The sequence below is a fragment of the Streptomyces dangxiongensis genome, assembly GCF_003675325.1.
Classification (GTDB): Bacteria; Actinomycetota; Actinomycetes; order Streptomycetales; family Streptomycetaceae; genus Streptomyces; species Streptomyces dangxiongensis.
The window spans coordinates 624,204-650,308 of sequence record NZ_CP033073.1 but is presented as its reverse complement, the minus strand read 5'-3'; the positions used below and the strand labels follow the sequence as shown (position 1 = coordinate 650,308).

Below are 26,105 nucleotides of genomic sequence, written 5' to 3'. Positions count from 1 at the left end.
ATCTTTTGCCGAGTAGTGAATTTGGAGCGCGTTCCCATGTCCGGCGTCACCGTCTCGGTCATCATCGCCGCGTACAACGCGATGCCGTATCTGACGCGTTGCGTCACCTCGGTCGCCGAGCAGAGCATCGGCCGTGACCGGCTCGAGGTCATCGTCGTCGACGACGGCTCGACGGACGGCACCGCCGCGGAACTGGACCGTCTGGACGCCCTCCACCCAGGCCTGCTGCGCGTCATCCACCAGGCGAACTCGGGTGGTCCGTCCGCGCCGCGGAACACCGGACTCGACCACGCCACCGGCACGTTCGTGTTCTTCCTTGACGCCGACGACCATCTCGGCCCCGAGGCACTCGAACGCATGGTGGCCATGGCCGAGGAGAACGGCACCGACATCGTGCTCGGCAAGATGGTGGGCGTCGGCGGACGCGGGGCGCCCACATCGATGTTCCGGCGCAACCAGCCGCACACGGACGTCTTCTCCTCCCGCGTGTACTGGACGCTGAACCCGATGAAACTGTTCCGGCGCGACCTGCTGGAGCGGCTCGGACTGCGTTTCCCCACCGATCTGGCGATCGGCGAGGACCAGCTGTTCGTCGGCGCCGCCTATCTGCACGCCTCCGGAATCTCCGTGGTCGCCGACTACGACTGCCTGTACTGGGTGCTGCGCGAGGACGAGGGCAACATCACCCGCCGGCTCAAGGGCTCCGGACTCCGGCTCCAGTTCCTGCCCCGCATGGTCGACCTGATCCTGGACAACGTGCCGCCCGGCCCCGGCCGCGATCACCTGGCACACCGGCATCTGACCGTGGAAGTCCAGCAGATGGTCGCCGACCAGCTTGTCTTCGAGCCCCGCGAGACCCAGGAGAAGATGCTGGACCAGCTCGCCGGGACCATCGAGCCGCTGTGGCACGAGGGGCTGAACGAAAGGCTCTCGGCGATGGCCCGGCTGCGGTTGCACCTCGTACGCCACCGCATGCTCGACGAACTGCTGGAACTCGTGGCATTCGAGAAGGGGCTCGCCCGTTCCCGGACCGCCACCCCCGTCCTCGTCGACGGCGGCCGGGCCCTCGCCCGCTACCCGTTCCTGCGCGACCCCGCCCGGGCGATCCCCGACCTCTGCTACGACGTCACCCCTCAGCTCGGGATCCGCCACCGCGTCACCCGTGCCGAGCTGGACGGCGACACGCTCCACCTGGCCGGACACGGCTACGTCCACCGCGTGGAGACCCGGGACGTCACCACCGCGCTGGTCCTGCGCGAGCGCGACAGCGGCACCGAGTACCGGCTGCCCGTCACGCACACGGCCACCCCCGGGCTCGGCGCCCGGGACGACGAGGGCCGCTACGGCTACGACCTCGCCGGGTTCGAGGCCACCGTCGACCTCGCCACCGCCGCCGACGGCGCGCCGCTCGCCGACGGGCTGTGGGACATCTCCCTGGCGGTCGGTGCCCAGGGGCTCACCAAGGAGGTCCGGATCGGCAGCAAGCGCGCCGACGGTGTCTCCGGCGCGACCACCACGCGGGTGCTCGCCACCCCGGAGGGGCTGCGCGCCGTCACCCTCTACACCACCAGGCCCCACGGTAACTTCACGCTCGACCTCGGCGAGACCAAACACCGGGTGCCGCCTCTTCTCCGCGTCGACGACGACATCCGGTGGAGCGACGGGACGCCCCCCGCGCTGCGGTTCGGCGGACGCTGCGAGCTGACCGGGCACCCGCCGGAAGCCCTCGTGCTGGCGTTGAGGAACGACAGCGGCGCGACCGCCGAATTCCCGGTCCGGCGGACCTCCGGACCCGGGGCCTTCCACGCCACCGTGCCTGTCGGCGCGCTCCCGGCCGGCGTCTGGACGGGCGAACTCCGGCTGGGCCCGTGGGCGGTTCCGTTGCCGGCGCTCCCCGCGGACCTGCCGCCCGCCAAGTGGCGACGCCGGGCCCTGCCCTGGTACGCCCGGCCGGCCGGCTCCCCGACGTGCTTCGCCCTCCGGGTCGCGAGGGTCGACGTCGTCAAGGCACTCGCCCGGCGCCTCCGGTAGACCGGCCCACGCCTCCGGCTCGCTCTCGCTGTGCGCCCCCCGGCGCCGGACGGCTCGCCGCCGCGCTGAGCGAGAGCGGGGGCGGGGGCGGACAGGACGGCTCCGCAGGTCAGTAGGCTGGTCGCCATGTCTGATCAGATAGCCGGTCTGCCGGAGCTGCGCGGAGACTGCGCACGCTGTTTCGGGCTGTGCTGTGTCGCCCTGCCCTTCGCCCGCTCCGCCGACTTCGCGCTGGACAAACCGGCGGGCAAAGCCTGCCCGAACCTCGGCGGGGACCACCGCTGCGGTGTCCACGCCGAGCTGCGCCCGCGGGGGTTCACCGGCTGCACGGTCTACGACTGCTTCGGTGCCGGGCAGAAGGTCTCGCAGGTCACCTTCGGCGGGCAGGACTGGCGGAGCGGCTCCCCGGAGCATGCCCGCCGGATGTTCGACGCGTTCCCGGTCGTACGGCAACTGCACGAACTGCTGTGGTACCTGACGGAGGCACTCGGCCTGCCCGCCGCGGCCCCCGTCCACCCCGGGCTGCGGCGGGCCCTGGAGAAGACCGAGCGGCTCACCCGGCAGACCCCCGAGGAGCTGGCCGCGCTGGACGTGGCCGCCCACCGGCAGGAGGTCAACGCCCTCCTGCTGCGCACGAGCGAGCTGGTACGGGCCGGCGCCGGGACCGGCACCAAGGGCAGGGGCAAGGGCAAGGGCAGGGACCGGCGGGGCGCGGACCTCATCGGCGCCCGGCTCAGGGGCGCCGACCTGCGCGGGGCGAGCCTGCGCGGCGCCTGCCTCATCGCCGCCGACCTCACCGGCGCCGACCTGCGCGCCGCCGACATGATCGGTGCCGATCTGCGTGACGCCGACCTGACCGACGCGGACCTCACCGGCGCCTTCTTCCTCACCCAGCCGCAGGTCAACGCGGCCCGGGGCAGCGCCGGCACCCGTCTGCCGGCGTCAGTCACCCGCCCGGCGCACTGGACACCGGCCACCTGATCCGGAGCCGTCGGGAGCCGTGACCGGCACCTGGGTACCGGCTGCCGGGCAGCGGGCGTCCGTTCCGGGGGAGTCCCCGGGCGGCGGTGCTGAACCCTCCGCGGCCCCGCGCCCGGGCGTCGGGGCGCTGCCCGGCGCGGGCCGGGCCTCTGACGCCCGGGCCTCGTCGCGCGCGGCTCCGGGCGCGGCTCCGGCGGGCCCGGCCGCCGGGCGCCGCCGTTCCAGCCGCAGCCGCAGCCCCTCCGGCATCAGCGTCAGGCGCTCGGCGACGGACAGCCGGTAGGCGGGGTCGATGCGCAGGTCGTAGCGGCGCAGCAGCAGGCCGAGGACCAGGGTCGCCTCGTGCAGGGCGAACTGGCGCCCGATGCAGGCACGCGCCCCGGTGCCGAACGGCTTGAAGGTGTGCGGCGGCCGGGCCCGTACGGCGGCGGCCTCGAAGCGGTCGGGGTCGAACCGTTCGGCGTCCTCGCCCCACACCTCCGGCTCCCGGTGCAGCATCGGCGTCAGCACCAGCGCCCACGCGCCCCGGCGCATGGGGTGCTCGCCGGCGAGGACCGTGTCCTGGCGGGCCTCCCGGGCGAAGGCCGGCGCGGTCGGCCACAGCCGCAGCGACTCGTCCAGCACCCGGCGGACGTGGCGCAGCTTGGCCACCTCGTCGTAGCGGGGCCGGGCGGTGTCGCCCCAGACGCGGTCCACCTCGGCGCGGGCCCGGGCGGCGACCTCCGGGTGCCGGGCGAGGTAGTACAGGGCGAAGGAGAGCGCGCCCGAGGTGGTCTCGTGGCCCGCGACCAGGAAGGTGATCACCTGTCGGCGGACGTTCTCGGCGGACAGCCTCTCCCCGGTCACCGGGTGCGCGGTCGCGAGCATGCGGTCCAGCAGGTCCCCCTCGCCGCCCCCGGTCCGGCGGCGGGCGGCGACCAGGGCGTCGACCGTGCGGTCGAGGTAGGCCATGTCGGCCGCGTTGCGCCGGATGGCGGCGCGCAGCAGCAGCGGGGCCAGCGGTCCGGGCACACTGTTCAGCCGCTGAGCATGGCTGAGCGTGCCGACCATCGCCGTGACGAAGGGGTGCGGCCGGTCCCGCTCGAAGGAGCCGAAGTCGTGCCCGAAGCCGGTCCGCGCGATCGTCTCCAGGGTCAGCCGGGTCATGTCGCCGGGCGCGTCCACCGTGCGACCGGCCGCGAGCTGCCGGTCCCAGTGGTCGGTGAGCCGCTCGGCGACGGCCAGCATCATGCCGTGGTAGCCCTCCATGGCCTCCCGGCCGAAGCCGGGCGCGAGGACGTCGTGCGCGAGCTGCCAGTTGGGCTCGTGGTTGTAGGCGGTGAACAGGCCGTCACCGGCCACCGGCCGCAGATTGGCGACCCCGAGGCCGACATGCTTGGCGAACCGGGTCTCGTCGGCGAGGTCGGCGACGTACCGCGCCCCCCACACGAACACGAACTCCTTGCCGAAGGCCCGCCGCCGGAAGACAGGACCCAGCTCGCGCGCGAAGCGCATCGAGTCCTGGAGCGGCCGGCGTCGGTCGGCGCCGAGCACGTCGCCGAGCAGCGGCAGCCGGCGCGGTGGGTGCGGTATGCGGTGCAGCTCGGGCCAACCCTGCTCGGCGCCCCGGAAACCTTTCGGCAGCCCGGTTCCCGTCGTCTCCGCCATGACGCGATCTCCCTTGATCCAGCGGATGGTTGAAGCTGTGCCGCGCGCGTGTTGTACGTGGGTTCAATAGTGGTTCCAGTCTGGTCCCCTTGTTGAACCGGCGTCAAGTAGAGTGACGCCATGCCCGCGAACCCGGGGGAACGCGTCCGGCGCAGACTCCGCACCGAGGAGCGCCGTGAGCAGCTTCTGTCGGTCGGCGCGAGGCTGTTCTCGGAGAGCCCCTACGACGAGGTGCGGATCGAGCGGGTCGCCGAGATCGCCGGGGTCTCCCGCGGGCTGCTGTATCACTATTTCCCGAACAAGCGGGACTTCTTCGCCGCGGTCGTGGAGCGGGAGAGCGGGCGCATGCTGCGGATGACGGCGGCCGTGTCCGGCGTGCCGGTGCGCGAGCAGCTCGCCGCCGGCCTCGACACCTACCTCGGTTATGTGGAGGCCCACGCCCACGGCTTCCGCGCGTTCCACCGTGCCGACGCGGCCGGCGACCAGGCCGTACGCCGCGTCTACCGGCAGGCGCTGGCCGCGCAGGAGAGACAGATCCTGGCCGCGCTCGCCGCCGACCCCGAGTTCGGGCCCGTGTTCGAGGCGGGGCCGCAGGTGCGTCTGGCCGTGCGCGGCTGGCTCGCCTTCACCACCGCCGTCTGTCTCGAATGGCTGCGCGGCGAGGGGGAGCCGACCCGGGAGCAGGTGCGCGACCTGTGCGCCCGCGCCCTGCTGGGGGTCCTCGCGTAACCCCTGTCGCGGAGCGGGTGCGGGTGCAGCCGCGGGTGCGGCGTGGTTGGCGTGCGTCTCGATCTCCGATGAGGAGGCTTACCTAAGATGAGATTCGCGGATGGGTGACACGCAGGACTGGACGGCCGTACCGGGCACCGCGGAACGGGCTCGTTCCGTGCCCGTTGCCGCGTGGTCGTGCGCCGTGACCGCGAACGGTGTCCGCGAGGAGCACGTCGGCGCGCACACCGTGACCGACGACAGCGCGGTGCGGCTGGCGGTACCCGACGACAGCGCCCTGTTCGCGGCGGCCCCGTGCGCCCCCCGCCAGGAGCCCTTCGCCCTGCTGGAGTTCGCCGACGTGGCCCCCGTCCCGGTGCGCGACCGCATCCGCGCCCGGCTCTGTCTCTCCGGTCGGTTCGCCCCTTGCGCGGGCACCCGGCTCTTCCGGTCCACCCGGGTGGTGCTCCGGCAGGCCTCCGGGCCCGTGGTCGTCGGCCCGGACGAGTTCGCCGCCGCCCGGCCCGACCCCCTCACCGAGGCCGAACCCCGGCTGCTCATCCACCTCGCCGACACCCACCCGGACGCCGTCGAGCGCCTCACCCGCCTGGTGCGGCCCGAGAGCCTGCACGCCGCGACCCGGGTGGCGCCCCTCGCCGTCGACCGGTACGGACTGACCCTGCGCATCGAGCGCAGCCGCGCCCACGGTGACGTACGGCTGCCCTTCCACGCGCCCGCCGACGATGTCGCCCAGCTCGCCGAACGCATGCACGTGCTGCTCGCGCGGGCGAGTGCAGCCGCCTGCCCTCGCGCCCTACAGCGGCAGCGCGCAGACGGCGACGGGTGAGGCGAACGGCGCGCCGGCGGAGCGCAGCCCGCCGTCCGCGTCGACGTGGAGGACGGTGACCGTGCCGGAGCGCTGGTTCGCCGCGAACAGCAGCCGGCCGTCCGGGGAGAACGCGATCTGCCGTGGGAAGTCGCCGCCCACCGGCACCGTGCCGAGCAGCCGCAGCCGGGCCCCGTCGTCCTCGACGGCGTACCGGGCGAGGCTGTTGTGGCCCCGGTTCGCGAGGAAGGCGTACCGGCCGTCAGCCGTCACCAGGATCTGCGCCGGGTAATTGGTGTCGCCCTCGGCGCCCGTCGGCTGCGGCTCGCCGACGCTCAGCCGGCCCGTCCCCGGGTCGTAGGCACAGACGGCGACCGTGTCGTCCACCTCGTTGGCCAGGTAGGCGTACCGGCCGCCGGGGTGGAAGGTCAGGTGGCGCGGTCCCGCGCCGGGCCGGGTGTGCGCCCGCGCCACCTCCGTGAGCGTGCCCCTCGCCCGGTCGAGGCGGTAGGTGTAGACGGTGTCGGTGCCCAGGTCGACGGCGAGGACGTGCTCGCCGTCCGGGCTCGTGAGGAACTGGTGGGCGTGCGGGCCCGTCTGGCCGGGGCCGGGCCGCGGGGAGGAGTGCGTGACCAGGGCGGTACGCCCGCCCAGGGCGCCCGTGGCGTCGACCGGGTGCACGGCCACACTCCCGGAACCGTAGTTGGCGCTGAGCAGCCAGCGGCCGGTGGGATGCACCGACAGGTGGCAGGGGCCAGCGCCGCCCGTGCTCTGTGTGCCGAGCACCCTCCGGTCCCGGAGGCGCACGGCCGTGACCCCGCCGTCCTGCCGCTCGTCCACGGCGTACAGCGTGCGGCCGTCCGGGTGCACGGCGAGGTACGACGGGTCGGGGACCCCGGTGAGCGTGCCCGAGCCGGAGATACGGCCCGACTCCGGGTCGTACGAGGCGAGCGCGATGCCGGGGCCGCCGCCCTCGGCGGAGGTGTACGTGCCCACGTACAGCGGGCGGGGCCCGGACGGTTCGCGGGGCGCCGTGGCGGCGGCCCGCTCGGGCGCGGCGGCGCGGCCGTCCGCCGGCGGGGCCGCCGGGGAGGGGACCGCCACGACTGCCGCCGTGCCCGCCACGGCCCCGACGAACCGGCGTCTGCTCCAGCCGCCACCGTGCTCCCGGCTCTCCCGGGCCAGGGGGGATCCCCGTCGTGCCGGCCGTGCCTCCGTGTCCATGCCGCACCTCAGGTCGTCGGTTGCCCCGCTCGTGACAGCCACCTTGACCCGCGCCCACCCTCAAGGGCAAGACCGGCAACGGGTGTTGCGCACAGTGCATCGTGAGCGGGTGTGCGGGGGCTGCCCTCGTTGATCTCATTGCGGCGGGCGCCCGGTCCGTCAGGCGACGGTGACGTGGTCTGGGAAGTCGTCCGTGGCGGACCGCTGCTCCCGGGCGGGGGGCCGGACCTGGCCGCTCCTCCGCGACGGGCGCTCCAAGGCGCCGGCGGGGACTCGCAACGCGCGCCCCCTGCCGCGGCACCGGCAGCCGGCACCGCCGGGCCCGCTCCGGTCCCGTCCGCGTCAGCTACGGCGCGACGCTCGCGGCGCTCACCACTCGCCGTCCTCCACGGTCTTGCCCTGGGGGTCCTTCAGGGGGGTGATCTGGCCGGGGGACGGGGGTTGCCAGGGGTCCAGGTCGGTGCCGAGCCAGTCTCCGACCGGCTTGACCGACTCCAGGGTGTCCGTCGGGTCGAGATCCTCGGCGTGCTCGTCGTAGTAGTCGTACCAGGGCAGGCCCGCCCGGGTGTACGCCGCGCGGTCCACCGGCGACGGCGGCGGCGCCTCACCGGTGATCCGGCGCCACTCCGGGGGCGTCACCAGGTGCACGAACACCCGACCGGCCGGCTCCTCGGACCAGTCCGTGAGCGGCCGGTCGTCCTGGTAGACCTCCTGCCGCATCGAACCGCCGACGCCCAGCCCCATGGCCGCGGCGCGCCTCGGGGCGGCACCGCCCGAGGCCGGCGGTACGGCACCGCCCGGAGCGGGCGCCATCATCGGCCCCGCCGCCCCGGGCGCTCCCCCCACCATGGGCGGCGGGGCCGCGCCGTACCCACCGGTCACACCGAAGCCGCCGAACCCGCCGGCCGCGCCGAGCGTCCGCTCCCGCTCCTGCTCCAGCCGCTCCTGCTCCCGGCGCCACTGCGCGAGGACGTCCTCCCGGAGCGGGAACGACTGGAGCTGGATCCCGCCCCACACCTCCTCGCCGGTGACCTGGCCCTCGACGGTCGCACCCAGCCCGAGGGGCACGGCCACGAACTGACGGACGGTGCCCTTGCCGGAGTTGATGCCGTCCAGCCAGGGCTGGCGGGGCAGCACCACGTAGTTCTGCGGACGCCGGGCCAGCCGGTCGCTCCACCGCTTCCCGGACACCGCGCACACCTTGCCCGCACCGACCTGGAGGGCGGCCGGCTCCGTCGTACCGGCGAAACTGAGCCACATCGCCTCGCGCAGATACACCGGCAGCATCACGCCCCCGCGTGCTCGCCACTCCTCAGGCACCCGGTCGGCGTAGTCGGCCACCCGACGGACGGGGAACTCGCCCAGTCCCGGCGGCAGCGGATGCGTGCCCGTCTCCGGCAGTCGCAGCGTGCGCACGAACCGCACCGCCACCCCGCCCGGCAGCCGCACGGTGTTCCCGTCGATCCTGACCCCTGAACCGGTCATGCGCCCGCCCCTCGCCTCTCGCGCCGGCCCACCCGGCGCCCTCTCACCCAGAACGTTCGTCGAACCCCGCACGGTTCCGCCACAGCTTCTCCTGGACCCCGAGCCGCTCGCGCAGCCGGGACATCCGGGGCAGCCTGGTCCGCTGCTCCCGGGAGACCCGGTCCAGCTCCTCCAGCAGCCGGCGGGTGCGGTGCTCGGTGTCCAGCTCGTCGATGATCCGGGTGGTCTCGGTCAGTACGGCTCCCAGGAGCTGCCAGTGCTCCCAGTCCTTGCGGACCTCCTCCTGGAGCAGCTCGGCCAGCCGGTCGCGGGTGCCGGCCGCGGTGTGCAGCTCGGCCGTCAGCCGGGCCTCCGCCGACTCGGCGTTCTCGCTGAGATGGGTGGTCACGAGCACGGCGAAGCTGACCACCGCATCGGCGATCTCCGACAGCAGTTGCTCCACGGTGGCCCCCACCCGCGGCGGGAACAGCTCCTCGGACGCGCGGGCCTTGGCCAGGTCCGTGAACGAACGGGCCAGCACCCGCAGCACGACCGTGCAGATCTCCAGCGTGTCGAGACCGGTACGCAGCACCACCCGGTGCAGCAGCCCCTCTTTGACGCGCGGATTGAGCCGCAGACTGTCCTCCGCCTGCCGCAGCGCCGCGTCGACCTGCACGATGTCGTGGTCGAGCCGGCGGGCCTCGTGCAGCCGCTCGGCCGCCTGCTGCCAGGGTGTCCGGCTCGCGGCCTCCTCACCCATCCGCAGCATGAGCTGCCGCACCCGCCGCGCCAGGTCCTCGATCGACCGGCCGGCCTCGTCCACCCAGACGGGGGGCGGCAACAGCAGGTTGCAGGCCGTGCCGACGACCGCGCCGATCAGCGTCTCCACGATCCGCGCCCACGCGGTGAAGCCGACCGTGGTGACCCCCAGCACCAGCATGGCGCTGATCGCCACCTCGGCCACGTACTCGTCGACGCGCACCAGGTGCCCCACGCCCAGCGCGGCCACGATCAGCAGCGCCAGGCTCCACCAGGTCAGGCCGACCAGCACGCTGAAGGCGATGGCCACCAGCACGCCCGCGACCACCGCGTTCACCCGGCGGATGCCGTTGGTGAGGGTGGCGTAGAAGGTCACCTGGACGACCAGCAGGGCGGTCAGCGGCGCGGTGAGCGGGGCCGGCTCGGGACTCAGCCGGAGCGCGATGACGTAGGCGATCGTCGCGGCCGTCGCCGACCGCAGCGTCTGGACGACCACCGGCTCCCGGTGACGTCGCACCAGTCGCAGCAGTCCTGTGATCCACTTCCGTACGTCGAGCATCCCTTGGCCTGTTCCCGTTCAACGGGCGCATCGAACATGATCGTTTCATCGACCGTTCCTGTCCGCGAAGTCTCGGGTGTGCTCATGGGCTCGCGCCGTCCGTGCGGGACGCTCCCGCCGGGGGCCCGCCCGACCTCCACGACGGCGGCTGGCCCCCTGGCCGCGCGCGGGGCGGGCCGAGCAGCCCCGAGCCGTGACACGGCACCGGACGGGTTCACTCCACACCCTGCTCACCGCCCTGGCCGGGGTTGCGTCACCTGGGCGAGGAGGAAGGGCTTCGGCACCTGAGCCCTGGAGGCGCGCCGGTCGGCCGGCGGCGCCCGGACGGCTACGTGGTGCACGGCACGGGCGACCCGCGGCGGACCTTCGCGCAGGAGTCCGGCCGGACCACCTGTGCGGGGACACCTCCGGCCGCCTGCGGCTCGTGGAGCGGATGCGCGCCCGCAACGCCGGCACCCCGGTCCCGCACCCCGCACCCTGTGAGCGTGGGTCCGGCCCTCGACCGCGGCTCGTGCCCGGAGCGGGCCGGGCGCCGGTCAGGCGTAGAGCTTGTCGAGGAACGCCGACAGGTTGCCCGTCATGCGGGCGATCTGTTCCTCCAGGGTGAGGCTCTCCTCGAACCGGGCGCCGGAATCCGGGACCTTCTTGCCGCGCACGTACAGCGGACACGCCAGGTCCGTGCACATGTACAGCCCGACCGAGTTGCCCTCGCGGCCCGCCGCCCCCGCCTTGCGCGCGGTCATCAGGGACACCCCGCCGCCGGGATGCGTGGTCAGGCAGAGCGAGCACATGCTGCGGTGCAGGGAGGCCGCGCTGCGAGGCGGGGTAGCGCAGGGTGACGCCGACGAGCCGGCCGTCCCGCCCGGTCACCAGAAAGCTGCGGTCGGGGGCCCCGGGATCGCGCCAGCCGAGGAAGTCGAGGTCTTCCCAAGGGCGTTCACCGAGATCACGCGGCACCGCCAGCCGTTTGGCCTCGCCCTTGGAGCAGTTGATGAACGAGTCGCGGATGTCCTGCTCGGTGACGGGTTCCATGGGGGAGTCCTCCGGGTTCGGTGTGCCCTGAACCTAAGGGGTCTAGGTTCATCGCCAGCGTAGGCAGTCCCGGGGGGCCACGGGCCAATGGATTTCCGCTGCCGCCCCCGTTCCCGGCCACTGACCGTACGGCGACTGCTCACGCACCACGTGGAGTTGCAGACGCGGCCGACGGCCGCCCAGCGGGCCCTGCTCGCCGGAGCGAACCCCTGCCCGCCCGAGCGGGCCGTCCTCGCCGCTCTGCCCGGCGACGACCCGCGGACCCTGGTGCAACTGGCCGAGGACCACCCCGCCCTGGGCGGCGCCGTCGACTGGCCGCTCCTGCTCGACCTGCTGACCCCGCTGCGCCCCCGCACCTACTCCATCTCCTCCGCCCCCGCGACCGACCCGCGCCACGCGGACCTCATGGTCTCCGTGCTGGACGCTCCCGCCCGCGGCCGCTCCCGCCCACGCCCGGACGGGGAGACCCGTACCGGCAGGGGCCGCTACCGGGGCATCTGCTCCCACCATCTCGCCTCCCTGCGGCCCGGCGACACCCTGTACGCCCGCGTCCAGCCCTGCCGCGAGGCGTTCCGCGTCGACGGCTCGGCGCCGGCCGTGCTGATCGCCGCGGGCACCGGACTCGCCCCGTTCCGCGGCGCCGTCGCCGACCGCCTGGCAGCGCACCGCGCCGGCACCGGACTGCCCCCGGCCCTGCTCTACTTCGGCTGCGACGCCCCCGACGCCGACTTCCTGCACGCCGGTGAGCTGCGGGCCGCCGAGGCCGCCGGCGCCGTCTCGCTGCGCCCCGCCTTCAGCGCCGCACCCGAGAACGGCGCGGCCTTCGTCCAGCACCGCGTCGCCGCCGAAGCCGACGAGGTCTGGGCACTGCTGAGCGCGGGTGCCCGGGTGTACGTCTGCGGCGGCGGCTCCCGGATGGCACCCGGCGTCCGCGAGGCCTTCCGGACCCTGTACCGGGAACGCACCCCCGACGCCGACGCGACGGCGGCCGGGCGGTGGCTCGACACCCTGATGGCGGACGGGCGTTACGTGGAGGACGTGTACGCGGCCGGCTGAGCCGTGGTGGACGCGCAAGCGGTTGGCTGAGCCGTGGGGGAGGAGGCGCCGCCGAACCGTCCGGAGCGGCGCCCCCGGCGGACTCAACCAGCGAGTCGAGCGCGCCCCCCGCCCCGGCCTCCCCCCGGTCCGGCTGTTTCCGCCGAATTCGTCGAGCCCGTGCACCCGCCGAACCCCCGCTCCGGCCGTTCCTGCCGCCTCGCCGCGACCGCGACGCCGCTGAGCCGTGATTCCGCCGAGCCCGTGCGAGCCCGCGCGACTCACGACCCCGCTGGTCCGGACCACCCACGGGCCGCTCACTCCTCCGGGCGGTCAGCCCCCCGCGCCCGCTTCACTCACAGTTTGAAATAAGGGTTGGCGTGAAGTCGCGTCCGGTCCTGCCCGGGAGGTATGTTGCAGGTCGGGCAGGGGATGGGAAGGAACCACATGACGGGGCGGAACGGACGCACGGTACGCGATCTCCGGCGCGGCAACCGCACGGCGGTGCTGCAACGGCTGTACTTCGACGGCCCGCTCAGCCGCTTCGAACTGGGTCCCGCCACCGGGCTGAGTTCCGGCTCGGTCAGCAACGTGGTCGCGGACCTGGTCGCCGACGGCCTGGTCGAGGAGGCCGGCAGCGTCGACTCCGACGGCGGCCGGCCCCGCACCCTGCTGCGCGTCGCACCGTCCAGCGGCCAGATGATCGGCGTCGACGTCGGCGAGACCCGCGTCCGGGTGGAGCTGTTCGACCTTGCCCTCACCGAACTCGCGCGCACCGAAAGGCCCTTGACCCCACAGGGCTACGACGTCGACGTCATCGCCGGTCATATCCGCGACGGTGTCGCCGAGGTCCTCACCGCCCGGCAGGCCGACCCCGACCGGCTGCTCGGCGTCGGCGTAGGCGTCCCCGGCATCGTCGAGCACACCCCGGACCGGGGCGCCGTGGTCCACGGGCAGACCATCGGCTGGGACGCGGTCCCGCTGGAGCGGCTGCTCCGCTCGGCCTCCCCGCTCCCCGAGGAAGTGCCGTACTTCATCGACAACGGCGCCAAGACCCTCGGTCAGGCAGAGATGTGGTTCGGTGCCGGTCGCGGGGCCCGCAACGCCGTGGTCGTGCTGTTCGGTTCCGGTGTCGGCGCCTGCCTGGTCACCCCCGAGGCGGAGCACGGGCGGGCCCTGGAGTGGGGTCATCTGACGGTACGGGTGCGCGGGCGCCGGTGCCGCTGCGGCGCACCCGGCTGCCTGGAGGCGTACGCGGGCGCGGAGTCGCTGCTCGCCCGCTGGCGCGAGGAGGGGGGCCGGCCGCCGGTGGACACCGACGAGGAGACCGCGCTCACCGCGATGCTCGCCGCCGCCTACCCGGCCGAGGGCGACCCGGCCGACCCGGTCGCGCTGGCCGTCCTGGAGGAGACCGCCGAGTACCTCGGTGCCGGCCTCTCCGACCTGATCAATCTCTTCCAGCCCGAGCGCATCCTCATCGGCGGCTGGGCCGGACTCCAGCTCGGCACCCGTTTCCTGCCCGCCGTACGCCGGCACGCGGCGACGTACGCCCTGCGGCACCCGGCCGACAAGGTGACCATCGACCTCGGCCGGCTGGGGCCCGACGCGGTGACCGTCGGCGCCGCGATCCTGCCGCTGGCCGGTTTCTTCGCCAGCGGCGGCCGGCGCCCCGAACCGGCCGGTGAGGCTCGGCTGCCGGCCTGGCGCACCGCACTCCAGGAACGCGCCCCGCGCTGATCCGGCGCCCGCGCAGAGGTCTCCGTACGAAGGCCAAGCGCAGGCCGCACGGAGGTCCGCACGGAGGACCGTACGGACCTCGGGGCGCAGAGCTCAGTCCGACGGTTCCTGCGCCCCGGGATGCTCCGGATGCACCGTGCCCTGCCGCGGGGCGCCCCGGGGGCCGCTGCCGGCCTCGTCGGTGTCCGGCACGGAGCCCTCGTCCGGCACGGCGTTCCCGTCCGGCGCCTCGCCGGGCGCGTGCCCCGGTACGACGTCCAACGGGTCCTCGTCGGGACCTGCCTGCTGATCGGGCATGTCCCTGGGTATCGGCCGCTCCTCGGCTCCGGACGTGCCACCGGGTTCCTGCACCGCCATGGCGTTCTCCACTCCTCTTCGACTCGACAACTCGAACTGTGGGTCAGGGTGATGTGCTCAGCCGACCTTGCGTCCCCGCAACGGCTCGGTCTCCATGCCGCCGCCCTTCTGGAAGCCGTCCAGGAACTCCTGGAGGACCTCGGTCGCCGTGTGGCGCGGCTGCCAGCCCAGCTCGGTGCGGGCCCGGCCGCTGTCCATCATCGGCAGCCGCAGCACGGCGTCGAACAGGTGCGGTGAGGCGGGCAGCAGGTGCAGCCCCCACGCGGCGGCGATCGCGGACCGGACCGCCGTACGCGGCAGCCGCACCGGCCGCGAGCCGAGCAGCTCGGCGAGCACGCCCGCGTCGAGCGGGGGATCGGCGGCCAGGTTGAAGGGGCCGCGTGCGGTGTCCGTGTGCACCGCGAGCCGGTAGGCCTCGGCGGCGTCGTCCGTGTGCAGCGCCTGCACCCGCAGGCCGGGGACGTCCGGCAGGAACGGCAGCAGCTCCGGCCGGGCCAGCGGACCGGGCAGGAACCGCCCGCCGAAGATCCGCCGCTGCTCGCTCGCCGACTGCCACTTGAACAGGAACGCGGGGCGCATGCGGACCACCCGCACCTCGGGGTGGTCGCGCTCGAACACGTCCAGGGTGCGCTCCAGGTAGGCCTTCTCCCGGCAGTAGGCGGCGTCCGGCCAGCCGTGCGTCGGCCAGGTCTCGTCCACGGCGCGGTGCTTCGGTCCCGGCGAGTACGCCCCGACGGAGGAGGCGTGCACCAGCACCGGCACCCGGGCCGCGGCGACCGCCTCGAACACCCGGATGCTGCCGAGCACGTTGGTCCGCCAGGTGGTGGCCGGGTCGTGGGTCGGCTGGAACGCCCAGGCCAGATGGATCACGGCGTCGGCGCCCTCGAAGCGCTCCGCGAGGTTCGCCCGGTCCGAGGCCAGGTCGACGGCCGACCACTCGGTCTTCGCCGGCGACCACTCGGGTGTCCGCCGGGCCAGTCCCCGCACCGACTTGACGGCGGGATCCTCCGAGAGCAGACGCACGACGCTCGTCCCGACATTGCCGGTGGCGCCGGTCACGACGACCCTGCTGCCCACTGAACTGCTCACCTTCGGCCCCTCTCGTCGTCACGGCGGAGGCTGGGACGAGCGGCCGGGTACCCGGGCACCGTGCCCGCACACGTCGGCATGACGTGACGGGTAATCGACCGCGCGGCCCTCCTCGCGGAACCATCGGATCACCGAGCACGGCGGACGTCCCGTCCCGCCGTCGGCCCGCACCGCGACCCGAGGAGGCCCCCATGCCGTACTTCGCCAGTCCCGTCGACGGCGCCCGTCTGCACTACGCCGACCACGGCCCCGCCACCGGGCCCGTCGCCGTCTTCGCCGCCAGTGCCTATCTCGGCCACGACATGTGTGAGCACCAGATGCTGCCGCTCGCGGAGGCCGGTTACCGCTGTGTCGGCCTGGACCGGCGGGGCCACGGCCGGTCCGAGGACACCTGGACGGGCTACGACCTGGACACCCTCGCCGACGACCTGCACGGCCTGCTCGACCATCTGGACCTGCGCGAGGTCACCCTGGTCGGGCACTCGGTCGGCACGGCCGAGGTGGTCCGCTGTCTGACCCGGCACGGCAGCGCGCGCGTGGCCCGGGCCGCCCTGGTCGCCGGGGTCTCCCCGGGCCTGGTCCGCTCGCCGGGCCTGCCGGCGGGGGTGGACCCGGCGGTCGTCCAGGCCGACGACGAGGTGTTCCGGCGTGACCGGGCGGCGTACTTCGCCGCCTCGGCGGACGACTTCTTCGCCGTGCACCGGCCCGGCAACGAGGTCTCACCGGAGTACGTCCGCCATCTGATCGACCGCTGCCTCACCGCCACGCCGCGCGCCTCGAACGGTGTCCGGGCCGTGGTCGCCGGCCTGGACCTCACCGCCGAGCTGCCCACGGTCGGCGTCCCGGTGCTGGTCGTGCACGGCACCCACGACACCTCGGCGCCGGTGGGGCTGACCGGTGAGCGGGCGGCACGCCTGGTGCCCGACGGCACCCTGAAGGTCTACGAGAACGGCGGTCACGGCCTGTTCACCACACACGCGGAGCTGCTCACGGCGGACCTGCGGGAATTCCTCGGTCCCGGGACCGGGCGGGCGGCCGTACCTGCCGGGGCGGAGCGCACCGGCAGGTGAACGGGCCGCCGGGCACGGAAGAGCCCCGGCCGTGACGGGGGAATCACGGCCGGGGCGGTCGAAGGTGGGTGCGGACGGCGGTCGCCTCGCGGCGAGACGCTCCACAGGGCTTCAGCCGGACGATCGTCCCTGTGGGCAGAAGGTGAGGCCCGGGGACACTGTCCCGTCCACACCCACAGTTGGTTCAACGGGCAACAACCCTGGGGTGTTCCACCCGCCCGCATGACCTGCGTCACTCCCCGCCGAACGGGCTCTCCGCCAGACGGTCCAGCAGGTCGGCCGGGTCGGCGTACACGGTCTCGGCACCCGCCTCCTCCAGGTCGGCCCGGGGGATCCCGCCGCACAGCACCCCCACACAGCGGACGCCGGCCGTGCTGCCCGCCTGCATGTCCCAGACGGTGTCCCCGACGAACACCGCCCGGGAGGCCGGGGCCCCGGCCAGCTCCAGCGCGTGTTCCACGGGCTCCGGGGCCGGCTTGCCCTCCCGCACGTCGTCGGCGCTCGCCGTGTCCGTGATGGCGTCGTCCGCGCCGATCGCCCGGCGCAGCGCGCCCAGCTCGGCACCGCTCGCCGAGGTGGCGAGGACCACCGTCCAGCCGTCCGCGCGCAGCCGCCGCAGCAGCTCCGCCGCACCCGGCAGGGCGGGCAGCCGGTCGAAGTACTGGCCGTACAGCGCCTTGTGCGCGTCGCTCAGCGCGGCGTCCTGCTCCTTGTCCCGGTCGTCGCCGAACAGATGGGCGACCAGGTCATCGGAGCCCAGCCCGACGGCCCGGTGCACGGCGTGCATGGGCACGTCGTGACCCGCCTGCCGGAACGCCTCCCACCAGGTCACGACGTGCAGGTGATTGGTGTCGACGAGGGTTCCGTCGACGTCGAACACGGCGGCGCGGTCCATACGGGGTCCTTTCGTCCTCAGCTCCCCGACCGGGTACCACGCCCGGACCCGGCCACGCGTGCCGGCAGCCTGCCTTCGCGCGTCCAGCCCAGCAGCTCCCCGGCCGACCAGGTCGTCACCACCCGTTCGGGCGGCACCCCGCACTCCTCGGCCCGGGCGCAGCCGAGGATCTGCCAATCGAGCTGGCCGGGTGCGTGGGCGTCGGTGTCGACCGCGAACAACACCCCCGCCTCGACCGCCGCGCGCAGCAGCCGCCGGGGCGGGTCCAGGCGCTCCGGACGGCTGTTGATCTCCACGGCCGTGCCCGACTCGGCGCACGCGGCGAACACCTCCGCCGCGTCGAACTCCGACTCCGGCCGCCCCCGGCCCGTCACCAGACGTCCGGTGCAGTGCCCGAGGACGTCGGCGTGCGGACTGCGGACGGCGGCCACCATCCGGCGCGTCATCGACCGGGCGTCCATCCGAAGCTTGGAGTGGACCGACACCACGACGACGTCCAGCCGCTCCAGCAGCTCCGGCTCCTGGTCCAGCGAGCCGTCCTCCAGGATGTCGCACTCGATGCCGGTGAGCAGCCGGAACGGCGCCCAGCGCGCGTTCAGTCCCGCCACCACCTCAAGCTGCTCGCGCAGCCGGTCCGGCGACAGCCCGCGGGCCACCGTCAGCCGCGGCGAGTGGTCGGTGAGCACGGTCCACTCGTGCCCGAGACAGGCCGCCGCCCGCCCCATCTCCTCGATCGGGCTGCCCCCGTCGGACCAGTCCGAGTGGGTGTGGCAGTCCCCGCGGATCAGTGCCCGCAGCGCGGCGCCGGGGCCGTCCGCCGGGGCCGGCGCACCGGCCTCCTCCTCCAGCGTGCGCAGATAGCCGGGCACCTCGCCGGCCAGCGCTTCCCGCACCACCTGGGCGGTCTTCGGCCCGACGCCCTTCAGCGTCTCCAGCGTCCCGGCCTCGGCCCGCCGGGCCACCTCCTCGCCGGGCAGCGCGGCGAGCACCCGGGCGGCGGTGCGGAAGGCCCGTACCCGGTAGGTGGGGGCGAGGGCCCGCTCCAGCAGGAAGGCGATCCGGTCCAGGGCGGTGACGGGTTCCATGCACACCAGGTTCACACCAGGCGCCCCGTGGGGGCGCGGCGAACCGCAACGACACGCCCCGTACGCCGCCCCACACGCCCCGGGGAACCGGTTTCGCCCGCCCCGCCCTCGGGTACTGCGGTGATCACCCGGACGTGAGGAGGCTGTCATGCCCAGCCCAGCCGCACCGCGCCGCACGGCGGTCGTCACCGGCGCGGACAGCGGTATCGGCCGCGCCACCGCCGTACGGCTGGCCGAGGCGGGCCTGGACGTCGGATTCACCTGGCACTCCGACGAGCAGGGCGCCGAGGAGACCGCGAAGGAGATCCGCGCGCACGGCCGCCGGGCCGTCGTCGCGCAGCTCGATCTCACCCGGCCGCCCGAGGCCGCCGACGTCGTGGACGGTCTCTGCGAGGAGCTGGGCCGCGTCGACGTGCTGGTCAACAACGCCGGTACGGGCACGATGACGCCATTCCTCGACCTGGACCCGGCTGAGGTGCGTCGGGTCCTGGACGTCGACCTCGTCGGCCCGTTCCTGCTCGGGCAGCGGGCCGCCCGGCGCATGATCCGGCAGGGTGTGACGGCGGCCGGATCGTCAACGTCACCTCCGTCCACGAGCACCAGCCCCGGGTCGGCGCGGCCCCGTACTGCGCGGCCAAGGGCGGGCTCGGCCTGCTCACCCAGGTGATGGCCCTGGAGCTGGCCGAGTACGGCATCACCGTGAACGCGGTCGCGCCGGGCGAGATCGCCACCCCGATGACCGGCCAGGAGGACACCGACGTGCACACCGTGAGCCGTCCCGGAGTGCCGCTCGGCCGGCCCGGTGACGCCCGTGAGGTCGCCGCCGTCATCGCCTTCCTGGCGAGCCCGGACGCCTCCTACGTCACCGGCGCCTCCTGGAGCGTGGACGGCGGCATGCTCCGCATGGGCCCCGCAGGCCGGCTCGCATCTGACCAGCGACGACTGGCGCCGGCCCTGAGAGGCCGATGAGACTGCGCACCAGTTCCCGCGACGGCCCCGGCTACCGGCGCATCCGCTGCGGGCGCGAGGCGGCGACCGCTTCCCCGCCTCCACGAGCGCGGGGCCTGGCACGACCTGCACGGCGACGACCTCGACGAGGCGCTGCGCGTGCTGACCGGCACCGACGTCGCCGTGTCCGGCCACGCAGGGGCCCGTCGAGGCGGCGGTTCTCGGTCTCCCGGACGGCTCCGGTGGACGGCCCGCCCGGGCGGGTTGCGTTCTACCCTCGATGGCATGACCGAACAAGCAGTTCCCCACATGTCCCGACCGCGGATCCTGGTCCTCGGTGTGTGCCCGGGCAGGCCGGGCGAGCCGCCGTTCAGGATCATGGAGATCGACGGTGAGGTGATCGGCGAGGCGCGGACCGTCACCGACGTGCTGGAGGCCGCCGCCGCCCACGGCCTGCCCATCCACGATCTGGACGACCCGGACGTGGTCCGCTTCGTGGGCGGCGACAAGTACACCTGGAGGCTGCACTGAGCGGACGGCTCAGCCGACCGTCCACTTCTGGTTGGCGCCGCCCGAGCACGTCCAGAGCTGCAGCCGGGTGCCGTTGGCCGAGTTGTTCCCGGTGACGTCGAGGCACTTGTTCGCCTGCGGGTTGACGATGTCGTGCGCCGCCGTGACGGTCCACTTCTGGTTGGGTCCGCCGGTGCAGTCCCACAACTGGACGGTCGTGCCGTCGGCCGTGCCGTTGCCCGTCGCGTCCAGGCACTTGCCGAGCGCGCGGAGCGTGCCGTCCGAGCCGACGGTCCACTGCTGCGCGGGGGTGCCGTTGCAGTCGTAGAGCTGGACCGGCGTGCCGTTGGCGCTGTTCGCGCCGGCGATGTCGGCGCACTTGCCGGCGAGGCCCCGGACCGGCACACCGGAGGGGCTGCCGGCGGTCGTCACGGACACCGAGTCCACCACCAGCTCCTGGGGGAACCGGGTGGAGCCGTCCGGGTCGCCGGGCCAGTAGCCGCCTACCGCGAGGTTCAGGATCAGGAAGAACGGCTTGTTGTCGTACACCCACGTCTTCCCGCCGAGGTCGGCAGGGGTGCGCCGCTCGTAGACGGTGCCGTCCACCGACCAGGTGATCGAGCCGGGCGCCCAGTCGACGGCGAAGGTGTGAAAGGCGTCCGCGAAGGCCTGCCCGCCCGGCAGGGTGTAGCCGGCGCCTATGCCGCCCGAGCCGGAGTAGCCGGGGCCGTGGATGGTGCCGTGCACGGTCGAGGGCTCGAAGCCGACGTTCTCCATCACGTCGATCTCACCCGAGTCCGGCCAGTTGACCGGCGTGCCGAGCATCCAGAACGCGGGCCACATGCCCTGCCCGCGCGGGATCTTCATCCGGGCTTCCACATGGCCGTAGGTGGCCTGGAACTTGCCGGCCGTGTTCAGCCGGGCCGAGGTGTACTGGCAGCTTCCGTACCAGCACTGGTAGCCGGCCGGGTTCTCCTTCCGGGCCGTGATCACCAGATGGCCCTGGCCGTCCAGGGCCGCGTTCTTCGTGCCGGACGTGTAGTACTGCCGTTCGTGGTTGTTGACGTTGTCACCGATCTCCAGGGTCCACTTCGAGGAGTCGACCGCGGCGCCCGCGGGCCCGTCGAAGGTGTCCGAGAAGGTGGCGGCGGCCGCTGCCGCGGGGGCGGCGGTCTGCGCCCGCGCGGGGCCGACGGCGGCGGAGCCGATCAGAGCGGCGGACAGAGCGGCGAGGAGACATCTGCGGAGCACACGCGGGGAGGCCATGGCTCTCCGTTCGATGTGGGGGGAGCGAATGTGATGCCTCTTGATTTAAGAGTTGAGTTAAGGGGCCGTCAATACTCTGGTACGGACCTGTTGCCGCCATTACTCGGCCGGGGACTCGGGCACACGCCGGTGCACCCCGCGCCCGAGCCGCCGCCCGAGCAGCAGCCAACCCAGCAGCGCCCCGGTCGTGTTGAGGATGACGTCATCGATGTCGAAGGCCCGTCCGGTGATCAGTGCCCCCTGGACCAGCTCCACCATCAGCATCACCAGCGCCGTCAGCACCAGGACGTGGAGCATCCCCCGGGCGCGCGGCGCGAGGACCGGCACCAGAACCCCGAACGGCACTCCGAGCAGCACGTTCCCACCGACCTGGCGGAGCGCGTCCCGTATCGGCGCGTGCTCCAGATAGGCCCTCAGCGAGCTGCCCGGGTGCAGGTTGCTGTGCGTCAGGGACACCGACGCGGGGGACGGCTGGAGCGTGATCCGGGCCAGCACGACGGCGAACGCCACCATGAACGCGAACGCGGCCAGGACCGCCAGCAGCCGGACGGGCAGCGGCAGCGCGTGCCGCCGCGCGGGCTGCTGCGGCCGGGGCTCCTCGGTCACGGGCCGCTTCCTCGTGGTACGCAGCACCGCGGGCAGGCGCAGGGCGGTACGGGCCATCGGGTCCTCCAGTCGTCAACCTCCGCGTTCCGTAAGCCGCATACCCGCGCCGCGCCCCGCGATGCCGCCGCGCCGGTCAGGAGCCGTAGGAGATGCGCACCTCCTTGAAGCCGAGGGAGCGCAGCAGACCCTGGAGCATGGCGGTGGTGTTGTGCTCGGCGCGGGCGGTCAGCCCGCTGCTCCTGGCCGCGTCGCCGATGTGCCGGACGGCGAGTTTCTGCACGGCCTGCTCGCTGTTGGGATTGTCCGAGAACAGGTCGCCCAGCCGGTCCAGCAGTCCGCGTTGCTTGGACACGGCGTAGGAGTGGCGGGGGTCGAGGGCTGGGGTGCCGAGCCGTGCGTGCGGCAGCCGGAGCGCGGCGGACGTACGGTCGCCGTTGACCGTGACGTCCTTCTCACCGAGCCGGCCGAGGTCGACATAGGCGTCCACGGTGCCCGCGCCGACATAGAGGGTGCGGGTGCCGCGTATCGCGTCCGGCAGGAACCTGGCGTCCTTCTCCAGGTCCACGACGACCTGGAAGCTGCCGGACGCGGCGTCGTAACGGCTCATGTCCCGCACGGACTTCAGGAGTGCGGGTCCGGAACGGTCGTGGGTCTCGGTGCCGAACAGGTCCTTGATGCCCGGCAGCACGGCCAGCCGGATCCCGGCGAACAGCACGGCGAGCACCAGGACGAGCGCGGCCACGGCCTTGGCCCAACCGGGCAGGCGTCTGACGGAAGTCGTCATCGCGAAGGGCCTCCTTCCTGCTGACCGGATTCCCGCCAAGGGCCGGATCAGACAGGCGCGTTGCCCCTCACAGCGAGCCGGAGGCGGCCTCCGAGCGGGCCAGGGCCGCCGCCAGGTCCGGGTGCGCGGGCAGCAGCCGGGCCAGACCGGTGACCCGAAGGACGCGCAGGGTCAGCGGGTGCGTGCACACCAGGTGTAGCTGTCCGCCGCGCTCCAGCACCCGCAGACGCGCCCGGTAGAGCAGCCGCAGACCCGAGCAGTCGAAGAACTCCACCGGCCTGAGGTCGATCACGACCCGCACACCCGGCCGGCCGGTCACGCGGTCGAGGAACGGACCGATCTCCGTCGCCGCGACGATGTCGATCTCGCCCCGGAACTCCAGCACCGTGTGCCCACGGCAGGCGTACATGCCCAGTTGCCGGGTGAGGGGTTCGGGCTCGTGTCGCACCTCGGCACCACCTCCCACCCGCGCCCGGACGTCGGTTCCCGATCGTCAAGTTACCCTCGATGGGAGGAATTTGAGCATGTTCGATTGACATATGTCTTCGAGTTTGGCGCGTGCCCGAGAATCGGGGCGGTCGGGGCACGGGCCGGCGGGGCCGGCCCGTGCCGGCCGCCGGGGCCGCTCAGTCCGCCAGCAGCACCAGCTTGCCCGTGGTCCGCCCGGTGTCGCCCAGCTCGTGCGCCTTCGCGGCGTCGGACAGCGGGAACGTGCCGGCGATCGCCGCCGTCAGCTTCCCGGACTCGGCCAGCTCCGCGACCGCCCGCATCCCGGCGCGGTCGGCGTCGACCAGCATCCGCACCCCGCGCACGCCGAGCCGCTCGGCCTCGTCGTAGAACTCCTGGGAGCCTCCCGGCAGGATCGACACCACGACACCGCCCGGCCGCAGCGTCCGCAGGGACCGTACGGCCGTCTCCCCACCGAGCGTGTCCAGGACGACGTCCACGTCCCGCACCGCCTCCGTGACGTCGGTGGAGTGGTAGTCGACGGGCTCGTCAACGCCGATCTCCCGCAGGAAGTCGTGCTTGCCCGCGCTCGCCGTCCCGATCACGTGCGCGCCGCGCGCCTTGGCGATCTGCACGGCCACGTGCCCGACCCCGCCGGCCGCCGCGTGGATCAGCACCCGCTGCCCGGGCCGCACGTCCGCGTGCTCGGTCAGCGCCTGCCAGGCGGTCAGGGAGACCAGCGGCAGCGCGCCCGCCCGGACATGGTCGATCGAGGCCGGCTTGTGGGTCAGGGCGCGGACCGGGGCGATCACGTACTCGGCGTGCGAGCCGTGGCCGAAGGGGTAGGGCAGCATGCCGAAGACCTCGTCCCCGGGCTCGAAGGCGGCGGCGCCGATCCCGTTCTCGACGACCTCGCCGGACACGTCCCAGCCGAGGACGAACGGGGGCTCGCCCAGGAACCCGCCGGTGGCCCGGTGCTTCCAGTCGGTGGGGTTCACCCCGGCCGCCCGCACGCGGACCAGCACCTGGTTCGGGCCCGGCTTCGGCCGCTCGACCTGCACGTACTTCAGGACCTCGGGACCGCCGAGGACGTCCTGGCTCATGGCTCGCATCGTGTTCACATCGCTCATGGTGACCCAGCCTGCCGGAGTCCGCCCGTCCGGAACATGGCACGACGGCCACCTTTCGACAGGATCCTGCCAAGCCCGGCGACCACCCGCTCCGGAGCCGGGGAACCCGCTGAACGTTCCGGTCCGCCCCGGCGTCGGAGGAGCACATGGAGCACGGGAACCACGGGAACAAGGGTTGGGCATGCGCAGAGGGATCGTGGCGGTGGCGGTGCTGACGGCCGTGTCGGCGGCGGGGTGCGACACCGGGCCCCCGCCGGGCCTGGTGGTGAAGGGCACGCCCCCGGCGTCCCCGTACAGCGGCCCGCTGCACGTGCCCACCAGGAACACCGAGGGCACCGGGCCGCGCGCCCTGCGGCTGGCCTCCGGCGCGGCCGGCCGGGCGCTGGAGTGCGACGGAGAGATCTTCGACGGCTCCGGCCCGGACGCGTGGAGCGCCGCCGACGGCGGGGACACCCCCGAGGAGGGGCTGGCCCGCTACTTCGACATGGCCGAGCCGCAGGACCCCGACAGCGGCTACCGCGTGGAGCGCCGGTCCGCGGACCGGGTCCTGTACTCCTACGACGTGGCCGGGCGTACGAAGGTGGCGGTCGTCGTGGCCAGGGACCAGAAGGACCGGCCCGGCTGGGGCCCGGAGACGAACGCCTCCTGCGACCCGGCCGAACTGCCCGCCCGGTACGCCGCCGCCTGGGGCTGGGAGGTGTGGACCGACGGACACGGCAGGCGGCTGCCCGTCACCCGGATCAGCGGCTCCGCCGGCTCCGCGCACTGCGGCTGGCAGTCGGCCCACTTCCTCCGGCTCGACGGCCGGACGTACGTCCGTGACCCCGACGGCGTCCTCGGCCGGGACGGTCTGCTCCGGGCGCCGTACCGCGGGGACGTACGCATGCCCGCCGCCGCCCACGACACCGGATACCACTACCCGGGCCGGCGGCTGTGGCTCACGGACGACCGGAACACGGCCTATGTCCGCACCTCCCACGGCGTGGAGGCCTGGCCGCGCGCGAAGGAGCGCACCGGCTGCGACTGACAGCCGGTCGGCCGCGCGGCGGACGACCGGCAACCGCCCTACCCGGAACGCGACTTGCGCCTGGACCGACACGCCGCGCCCGCCGACTGATTCGAGCGGCCCGGGATATCCGCAGGGGGACGTTGACAGCCGCAGGGAAACCGCCGGGAGGAAACATGGCACTGTTCAAAGCGGGCGTCGTGGTGCTCGACTGCGCCGAGCCCGAGAAACTCGCCGAATTCTACCGGGAGTTGCTGGAAGGGGAACGGACCGCGGAGTCCGCCAACCTCGTGGAGATCCGGGGCGCCGACGGGATCCGGCTGGCCTTCCGCCGGGACGTCAACGCGACGCCGCCCAGTTGGCCGCGCCCGGAGAACTCCCTCCAGGCCCATCTCGACTTCCTCGTCGAGGACCTGGACGAGGCCGAGCGCCGGGTGGTCGGGCTCGGCGGGCGGCCGATCGAGACGAGGGACGCGGCGGGGCCGTACGAGGAACGCGGGTACTCCGACCCCGCCGGGCACTCCTTCACCCTGCGTCTGCAGCCCTCGACGGCCCCGAAGCAGGGCTGACCGGCCGGCTCAGTCCCGGCCGCCCTTGTCGGTCGCCGGCCACACGCCCGTCGACCGCTCGATGGCCTTCGCGCCCGTGCGGTCGACGGCACTGCGCACCACCGCGAAGATGGCGCCCTGGACCGCCGCGGCGAGCAGGATCTCACCCCAGCCGCGGTCGGGGTCCAGGGCGTCGGGCGCGTCGTCCTCGTGCCGGATCGCCATCCACGCCTTGCGGAAGGCCATGCCGGCCAGGGCGCCGCCTGCCCAGCTGAGCACGAATCCGACCGGCTGATATGCGAGAGGGAGCTTCTTCTTCTTGTTCTTGGCCATGGATGACTCCTTCCTCGTGAAGCGGTCC

At 73.8% G+C, this 26,105-nt stretch carries 23 protein-coding genes and 3 pseudogenes; 11 read left to right on the top strand and 15 right to left on the bottom strand.

The genetic code is table 11. The features are described 5' to 3' along the window. The first annotated feature begins 36 nt into the window (after positions 1 to 36). Both D9753_RS03105 and D9753_RS03100 read left to right on the top strand, forming a co-directional pair. Positions 37 to 2,031: a glycosyltransferase family 2 protein gene (locus tag D9753_RS03105; protein WP_121785605.1), complete on the top strand. Its 1,995-nt coding sequence runs from the start codon at positions 37 to 39 to the stop codon at positions 2,029 to 2,031. 126 nt (positions 2,032 to 2,157) lie between these two features. After that, positions 2,158 to 3,012, top strand: coding sequence for a pentapeptide repeat-containing protein (locus D9753_RS03100; RefSeq protein ID WP_121785604.1), 855 nt, complete (start codon positions 2,158 to 2,160; stop codon positions 3,010 to 3,012). On the opposite strand, the gene D9753_RS03095 is transcribed toward D9753_RS03100, so the two are convergent. After that, positions 2,974 to 4,659 (bottom strand): cytochrome P450, encoded by a 1,686-nt coding sequence (locus tag D9753_RS03095; RefSeq protein WP_121785603.1) that lies wholly within the window; start codon positions 4,657 to 4,659, stop codon positions 2,974 to 2,976. The genes D9753_RS03100 and D9753_RS03095 overlap by 39 nt on opposite strands. 120 nt (positions 4,660 to 4,779) lie before the next feature. On the opposite strand from D9753_RS03095, the gene D9753_RS03090 reads away from it, so the two are divergent. Together D9753_RS03090 and D9753_RS03085 are read left to right on the top strand one after the other, a co-directional pair. Then, positions 4,780 to 5,388: a TetR/AcrR family transcriptional regulator gene (locus D9753_RS03090; protein WP_121785602.1), complete on the top strand. Its 609-nt coding sequence runs from the start codon at positions 4,780 to 4,782 to the stop codon at positions 5,386 to 5,388. Positions 5,389 to 5,488: 100 nt separating this feature from the next. Continuing rightward, complete coding sequence (locus D9753_RS03085; protein WP_121785601.1) at positions 5,489 to 6,214, top strand: DUF2470 domain-containing protein; 726 nt, start codon at positions 5,489 to 5,491, stop codon at positions 6,212 to 6,214. Here the strand turns inward: D9753_RS03085 and D9753_RS03080 are convergent. From D9753_RS03080 to D9753_RS03065, 4 genes and pseudogenes are all read right to left on the bottom strand, one after another. Beyond that, complete coding sequence (locus tag D9753_RS03080; RefSeq protein ID WP_121790871.1) at positions 6,182 to 7,318, bottom strand: lactonase family protein; 1,137 nt, start codon at positions 7,316 to 7,318, stop codon at positions 6,182 to 6,184. The genes D9753_RS03085 and D9753_RS03080 overlap by 33 nt on opposite strands. A gap of 468 nt (positions 7,319 to 7,786) precedes the next feature. Next, entirely contained in the window at positions 7,787 to 8,902 is a 1,116-nt protein-coding gene (locus D9753_RS03075) for a hypothetical protein (RefSeq protein WP_121785600.1), read from the bottom strand. 43 nt (positions 8,903 to 8,945) lie between these two features. Next, positions 8,946 to 10,199: an FUSC family protein gene (locus D9753_RS03070; RefSeq protein WP_205614041.1), complete on the bottom strand. Its 1,254-nt coding sequence runs from the start codon at positions 10,197 to 10,199 to the stop codon at positions 8,946 to 8,948. Positions 10,200 to 10,735: 536 nt separating this feature from the next. After that, positions 10,736 to 11,231, bottom strand: a pseudogene (locus tag D9753_RS03065) (FBP domain-containing protein). Between the two features lie 105 nt (positions 11,232 to 11,336). Here D9753_RS03065 and D9753_RS03060 point away from each other — a divergent pair. Together D9753_RS03060 and D9753_RS03055 are read left to right on the top strand one after the other, a co-directional pair. Continuing rightward, positions 11,337 to 12,287: pseudogene (locus D9753_RS03060) on the top strand (reductase); the annotation flags it as partial. 426 nt (positions 12,288 to 12,713) lie between these two features. Next, positions 12,714 to 14,003, top strand: coding sequence for an ROK family transcriptional regulator (locus tag D9753_RS03055; RefSeq protein ID WP_121785599.1), 1,290 nt, complete (start codon positions 12,714 to 12,716; stop codon positions 14,001 to 14,003). 93 nt (positions 14,004 to 14,096) lie between these two features. Here the strand turns inward: D9753_RS03055 and D9753_RS03050 are convergent, their stop codons facing one another. Continuing rightward, positions 14,097 to 14,360, bottom strand: a complete 264-nt coding sequence (locus D9753_RS03050; RefSeq protein WP_121785598.1) for a hypothetical protein — start codon at positions 14,358 to 14,360, stop codon at positions 14,097 to 14,099. Between the two features lie 57 nt (positions 14,361 to 14,417). Further along, positions 14,418 to 15,449: an SDR family oxidoreductase gene (locus D9753_RS03045; protein WP_121785597.1), complete on the bottom strand. Its 1,032-nt coding sequence runs from the start codon at positions 15,447 to 15,449 to the stop codon at positions 14,418 to 14,420. A 191-nt stretch (positions 15,450 to 15,640) separates the two neighbouring features. Here D9753_RS03045 and D9753_RS03040 point away from each other — a divergent pair, with 191 nt between their 5' ends. Beyond that, positions 15,641 to 16,519 carry an alpha/beta fold hydrolase gene (locus tag D9753_RS03040; protein ID WP_121785596.1) on the top strand — a complete coding sequence of 293 codons (879 nt, stop codon included), beginning with the start codon at positions 15,641 to 15,643 and terminating at the stop codon, positions 16,517 to 16,519. A 232-nt stretch (positions 16,520 to 16,751) separates the two neighbouring features. Here D9753_RS03040 and D9753_RS03035 read toward each other — a convergent pair whose 3' ends face one another. Beyond that, a complete protein-coding gene (locus tag D9753_RS03035; protein ID WP_121785595.1) occupies positions 16,752 to 17,414 on the bottom strand; it encodes an HAD family hydrolase in 663 nt (220 codons plus the stop codon). Between the two features lie 17 nt (positions 17,415 to 17,431). Continuing rightward, positions 17,432 to 18,499, bottom strand: coding sequence for a PHP domain-containing protein (locus D9753_RS03030; RefSeq protein WP_121790869.1), 1,068 nt, complete (start codon positions 18,497 to 18,499; stop codon positions 17,432 to 17,434). A 148-nt stretch (positions 18,500 to 18,647) separates the two neighbouring features. Here D9753_RS03030 and D9753_RS03025 point away from each other — a divergent pair. Both D9753_RS03025 and D9753_RS03015 read left to right on the top strand, forming a co-directional pair. After that, positions 18,648 to 19,457: pseudogene (locus D9753_RS03025) on the top strand (SDR family oxidoreductase). A gap of 275 nt (positions 19,458 to 19,732) precedes the next feature. After that, positions 19,733 to 19,978, top strand: a complete 246-nt coding sequence (locus D9753_RS03015) for a hypothetical protein (RefSeq protein WP_121790868.1) — start codon at positions 19,733 to 19,735, stop codon at positions 19,976 to 19,978. Positions 19,979 to 19,987: 9 nt separating this feature from the next. Here the strand turns inward: D9753_RS03015 and D9753_RS03010 are convergent, their stop codons facing one another. The 5 genes from D9753_RS03010 to D9753_RS02990 all read right to left on the bottom strand — a co-directional run bounded on the left by D9753_RS03010 (position 19,988) and on the right by D9753_RS02990 (position 24,190). Continuing rightward, a complete protein-coding gene (locus D9753_RS03010) occupies positions 19,988 to 21,223 on the bottom strand; it encodes a ricin-type beta-trefoil lectin domain protein (protein WP_121785594.1) in 1,236 nt (411 codons plus the stop codon). Positions 21,224 to 21,322: 99 nt separating this feature from the next. Further along, positions 21,323 to 21,886, bottom strand: a complete 564-nt coding sequence (locus D9753_RS03005) for a VanZ family protein (RefSeq protein WP_205614040.1) — start codon at positions 21,884 to 21,886, stop codon at positions 21,323 to 21,325. A 76-nt stretch (positions 21,887 to 21,962) separates the two neighbouring features. After that, positions 21,963 to 22,613, bottom strand: coding sequence for a DUF4230 domain-containing protein (locus tag D9753_RS03000; protein ID WP_205614039.1), 651 nt, complete (start codon positions 22,611 to 22,613; stop codon positions 21,963 to 21,965). Between the two features lie 67 nt (positions 22,614 to 22,680). Beyond that, positions 22,681 to 23,061 carry an anti-sigma factor antagonist gene (locus D9753_RS02995; protein ID WP_121785592.1) on the bottom strand — a complete coding sequence of 127 codons (381 nt, stop codon included), beginning with the start codon at positions 23,059 to 23,061 and terminating at the stop codon, positions 22,681 to 22,683. 178 nt (positions 23,062 to 23,239) lie between these two features. Next, positions 23,240 to 24,190 (bottom strand): NADP-dependent oxidoreductase, encoded by a 951-nt coding sequence (locus D9753_RS02990; protein WP_121785591.1) that lies wholly within the window; start codon positions 24,188 to 24,190, stop codon positions 23,240 to 23,242. A gap of 181 nt (positions 24,191 to 24,371) precedes the next feature. On the opposite strand from D9753_RS02990, the gene D9753_RS02985 reads away from it, so the two are divergent. Next, positions 24,372 to 25,217: a hypothetical protein gene (locus tag D9753_RS02985; protein WP_121785590.1), complete on the top strand. Its 846-nt coding sequence runs from the start codon at positions 24,372 to 24,374 to the stop codon at positions 25,215 to 25,217. A gap of 155 nt (positions 25,218 to 25,372) precedes the next feature. After that, positions 25,373 to 25,765 carry a VOC family protein gene (locus D9753_RS02980; protein ID WP_121785589.1) on the top strand — a complete coding sequence of 131 codons (393 nt, stop codon included), beginning with the start codon at positions 25,373 to 25,375 and terminating at the stop codon, positions 25,763 to 25,765. Positions 25,766 to 25,774: 9 nt separating this feature from the next. On the opposite strand, the gene D9753_RS02975 is transcribed toward D9753_RS02980, so the two are convergent. Beyond that, a complete protein-coding gene (locus D9753_RS02975; RefSeq protein ID WP_121785588.1) occupies positions 25,775 to 26,077 on the bottom strand; it encodes a DUF4235 domain-containing protein in 303 nt (100 codons plus the stop codon). Positions 26,078 to 26,105 lie beyond the last annotated feature (28 nt).

Coding starts and splice junctions, on each gene's coding strand:
- D9753_RS03105 (WP_121785605.1), top strand. CDS start 37: ATGTCCGGCGTCACCGTCTCGGTCATCATCGCCGCGTACAACGCGATG.
- D9753_RS03100 (WP_121785604.1), top strand. CDS start 2,158: ATGTCTGATCAGATAGCCGGTCTGCCGGAGCTGCGCGGAGACTGCGCA.
- D9753_RS03095 (WP_121785603.1), bottom strand. CDS start 4,659: ATGGCGGAGACGACGGGAACCGGGCTGCCGAAAGGTTTCCGGGGCGCC.
- D9753_RS03090 (WP_121785602.1), top strand. CDS start 4,780: ATGCCCGCGAACCCGGGGGAACGCGTCCGGCGCAGACTCCGCACCGAG.
- D9753_RS03085 (WP_121785601.1), top strand. CDS start 5,489: ATGGGTGACACGCAGGACTGGACGGCCGTACCGGGCACCGCGGAACGG.
- D9753_RS03075 (WP_121785600.1), bottom strand. CDS start 8,902: ATGACCGGTTCAGGGGTCAGGATCGACGGGAACACCGTGCGGCTGCCG.
- D9753_RS03070 (WP_205614041.1), bottom strand. CDS start 10,199: ATGCTCGACGTACGGAAGTGGATCACAGGACTGCTGCGACTGGTGCGA.
- D9753_RS03055 (WP_121785599.1), top strand. CDS start 12,714: ATGACGGGGCGGAACGGACGCACGGTACGCGATCTCCGGCGCGGCAAC.
- D9753_RS03050 (WP_121785598.1), bottom strand. CDS start 14,360: ATGGCGGTGCAGGAACCCGGTGGCACGTCCGGAGCCGAGGAGCGGCCG.
- D9753_RS03040 (WP_121785596.1), top strand. CDS start 15,641: ATGCCGTACTTCGCCAGTCCCGTCGACGGCGCCCGTCTGCACTACGCC.
- D9753_RS03035 (WP_121785595.1), bottom strand. CDS start 17,414: ATGGACCGCGCCGCCGTGTTCGACGTCGACGGAACCCTCGTCGACACC.
- D9753_RS03030 (WP_121790869.1), bottom strand. CDS start 18,499: ATGGAACCCGTCACCGCCCTGGACCGGATCGCCTTCCTGCTGGAGCGG.
- D9753_RS03015 (WP_121790868.1), top strand. CDS start 19,733: ATGACCGAACAAGCAGTTCCCCACATGTCCCGACCGCGGATCCTGGTC.
- D9753_RS03010 (WP_121785594.1), bottom strand. CDS start 21,223: ATGGCCTCCCCGCGTGTGCTCCGCAGATGTCTCCTCGCCGCTCTGTCC.
- D9753_RS03005 (WP_205614040.1), bottom strand. CDS start 21,886: ATGGCCCGTACCGCCCTGCGCCTGCCCGCGGTGCTGCGTACCACGAGG.
- D9753_RS03000 (WP_205614039.1), bottom strand. CDS start 22,613: ATGACGACTTCCGTCAGACGCCTGCCCGGTTGGGCCAAGGCCGTGGCC.
- D9753_RS02990 (WP_121785591.1), bottom strand. CDS start 24,190: ATGAGCGATGTGAACACGATGCGAGCCATGAGCCAGGACGTCCTCGGC.
- D9753_RS02985 (WP_121785590.1), top strand. CDS start 24,372: ATGCGCAGAGGGATCGTGGCGGTGGCGGTGCTGACGGCCGTGTCGGCG.
- D9753_RS02980 (WP_121785589.1), top strand. CDS start 25,373: ATGGCACTGTTCAAAGCGGGCGTCGTGGTGCTCGACTGCGCCGAGCCC.
- D9753_RS02975 (WP_121785588.1), bottom strand. CDS start 26,077: ATGGCCAAGAACAAGAAGAAGAAGCTCCCTCTCGCATATCAGCCGGTC.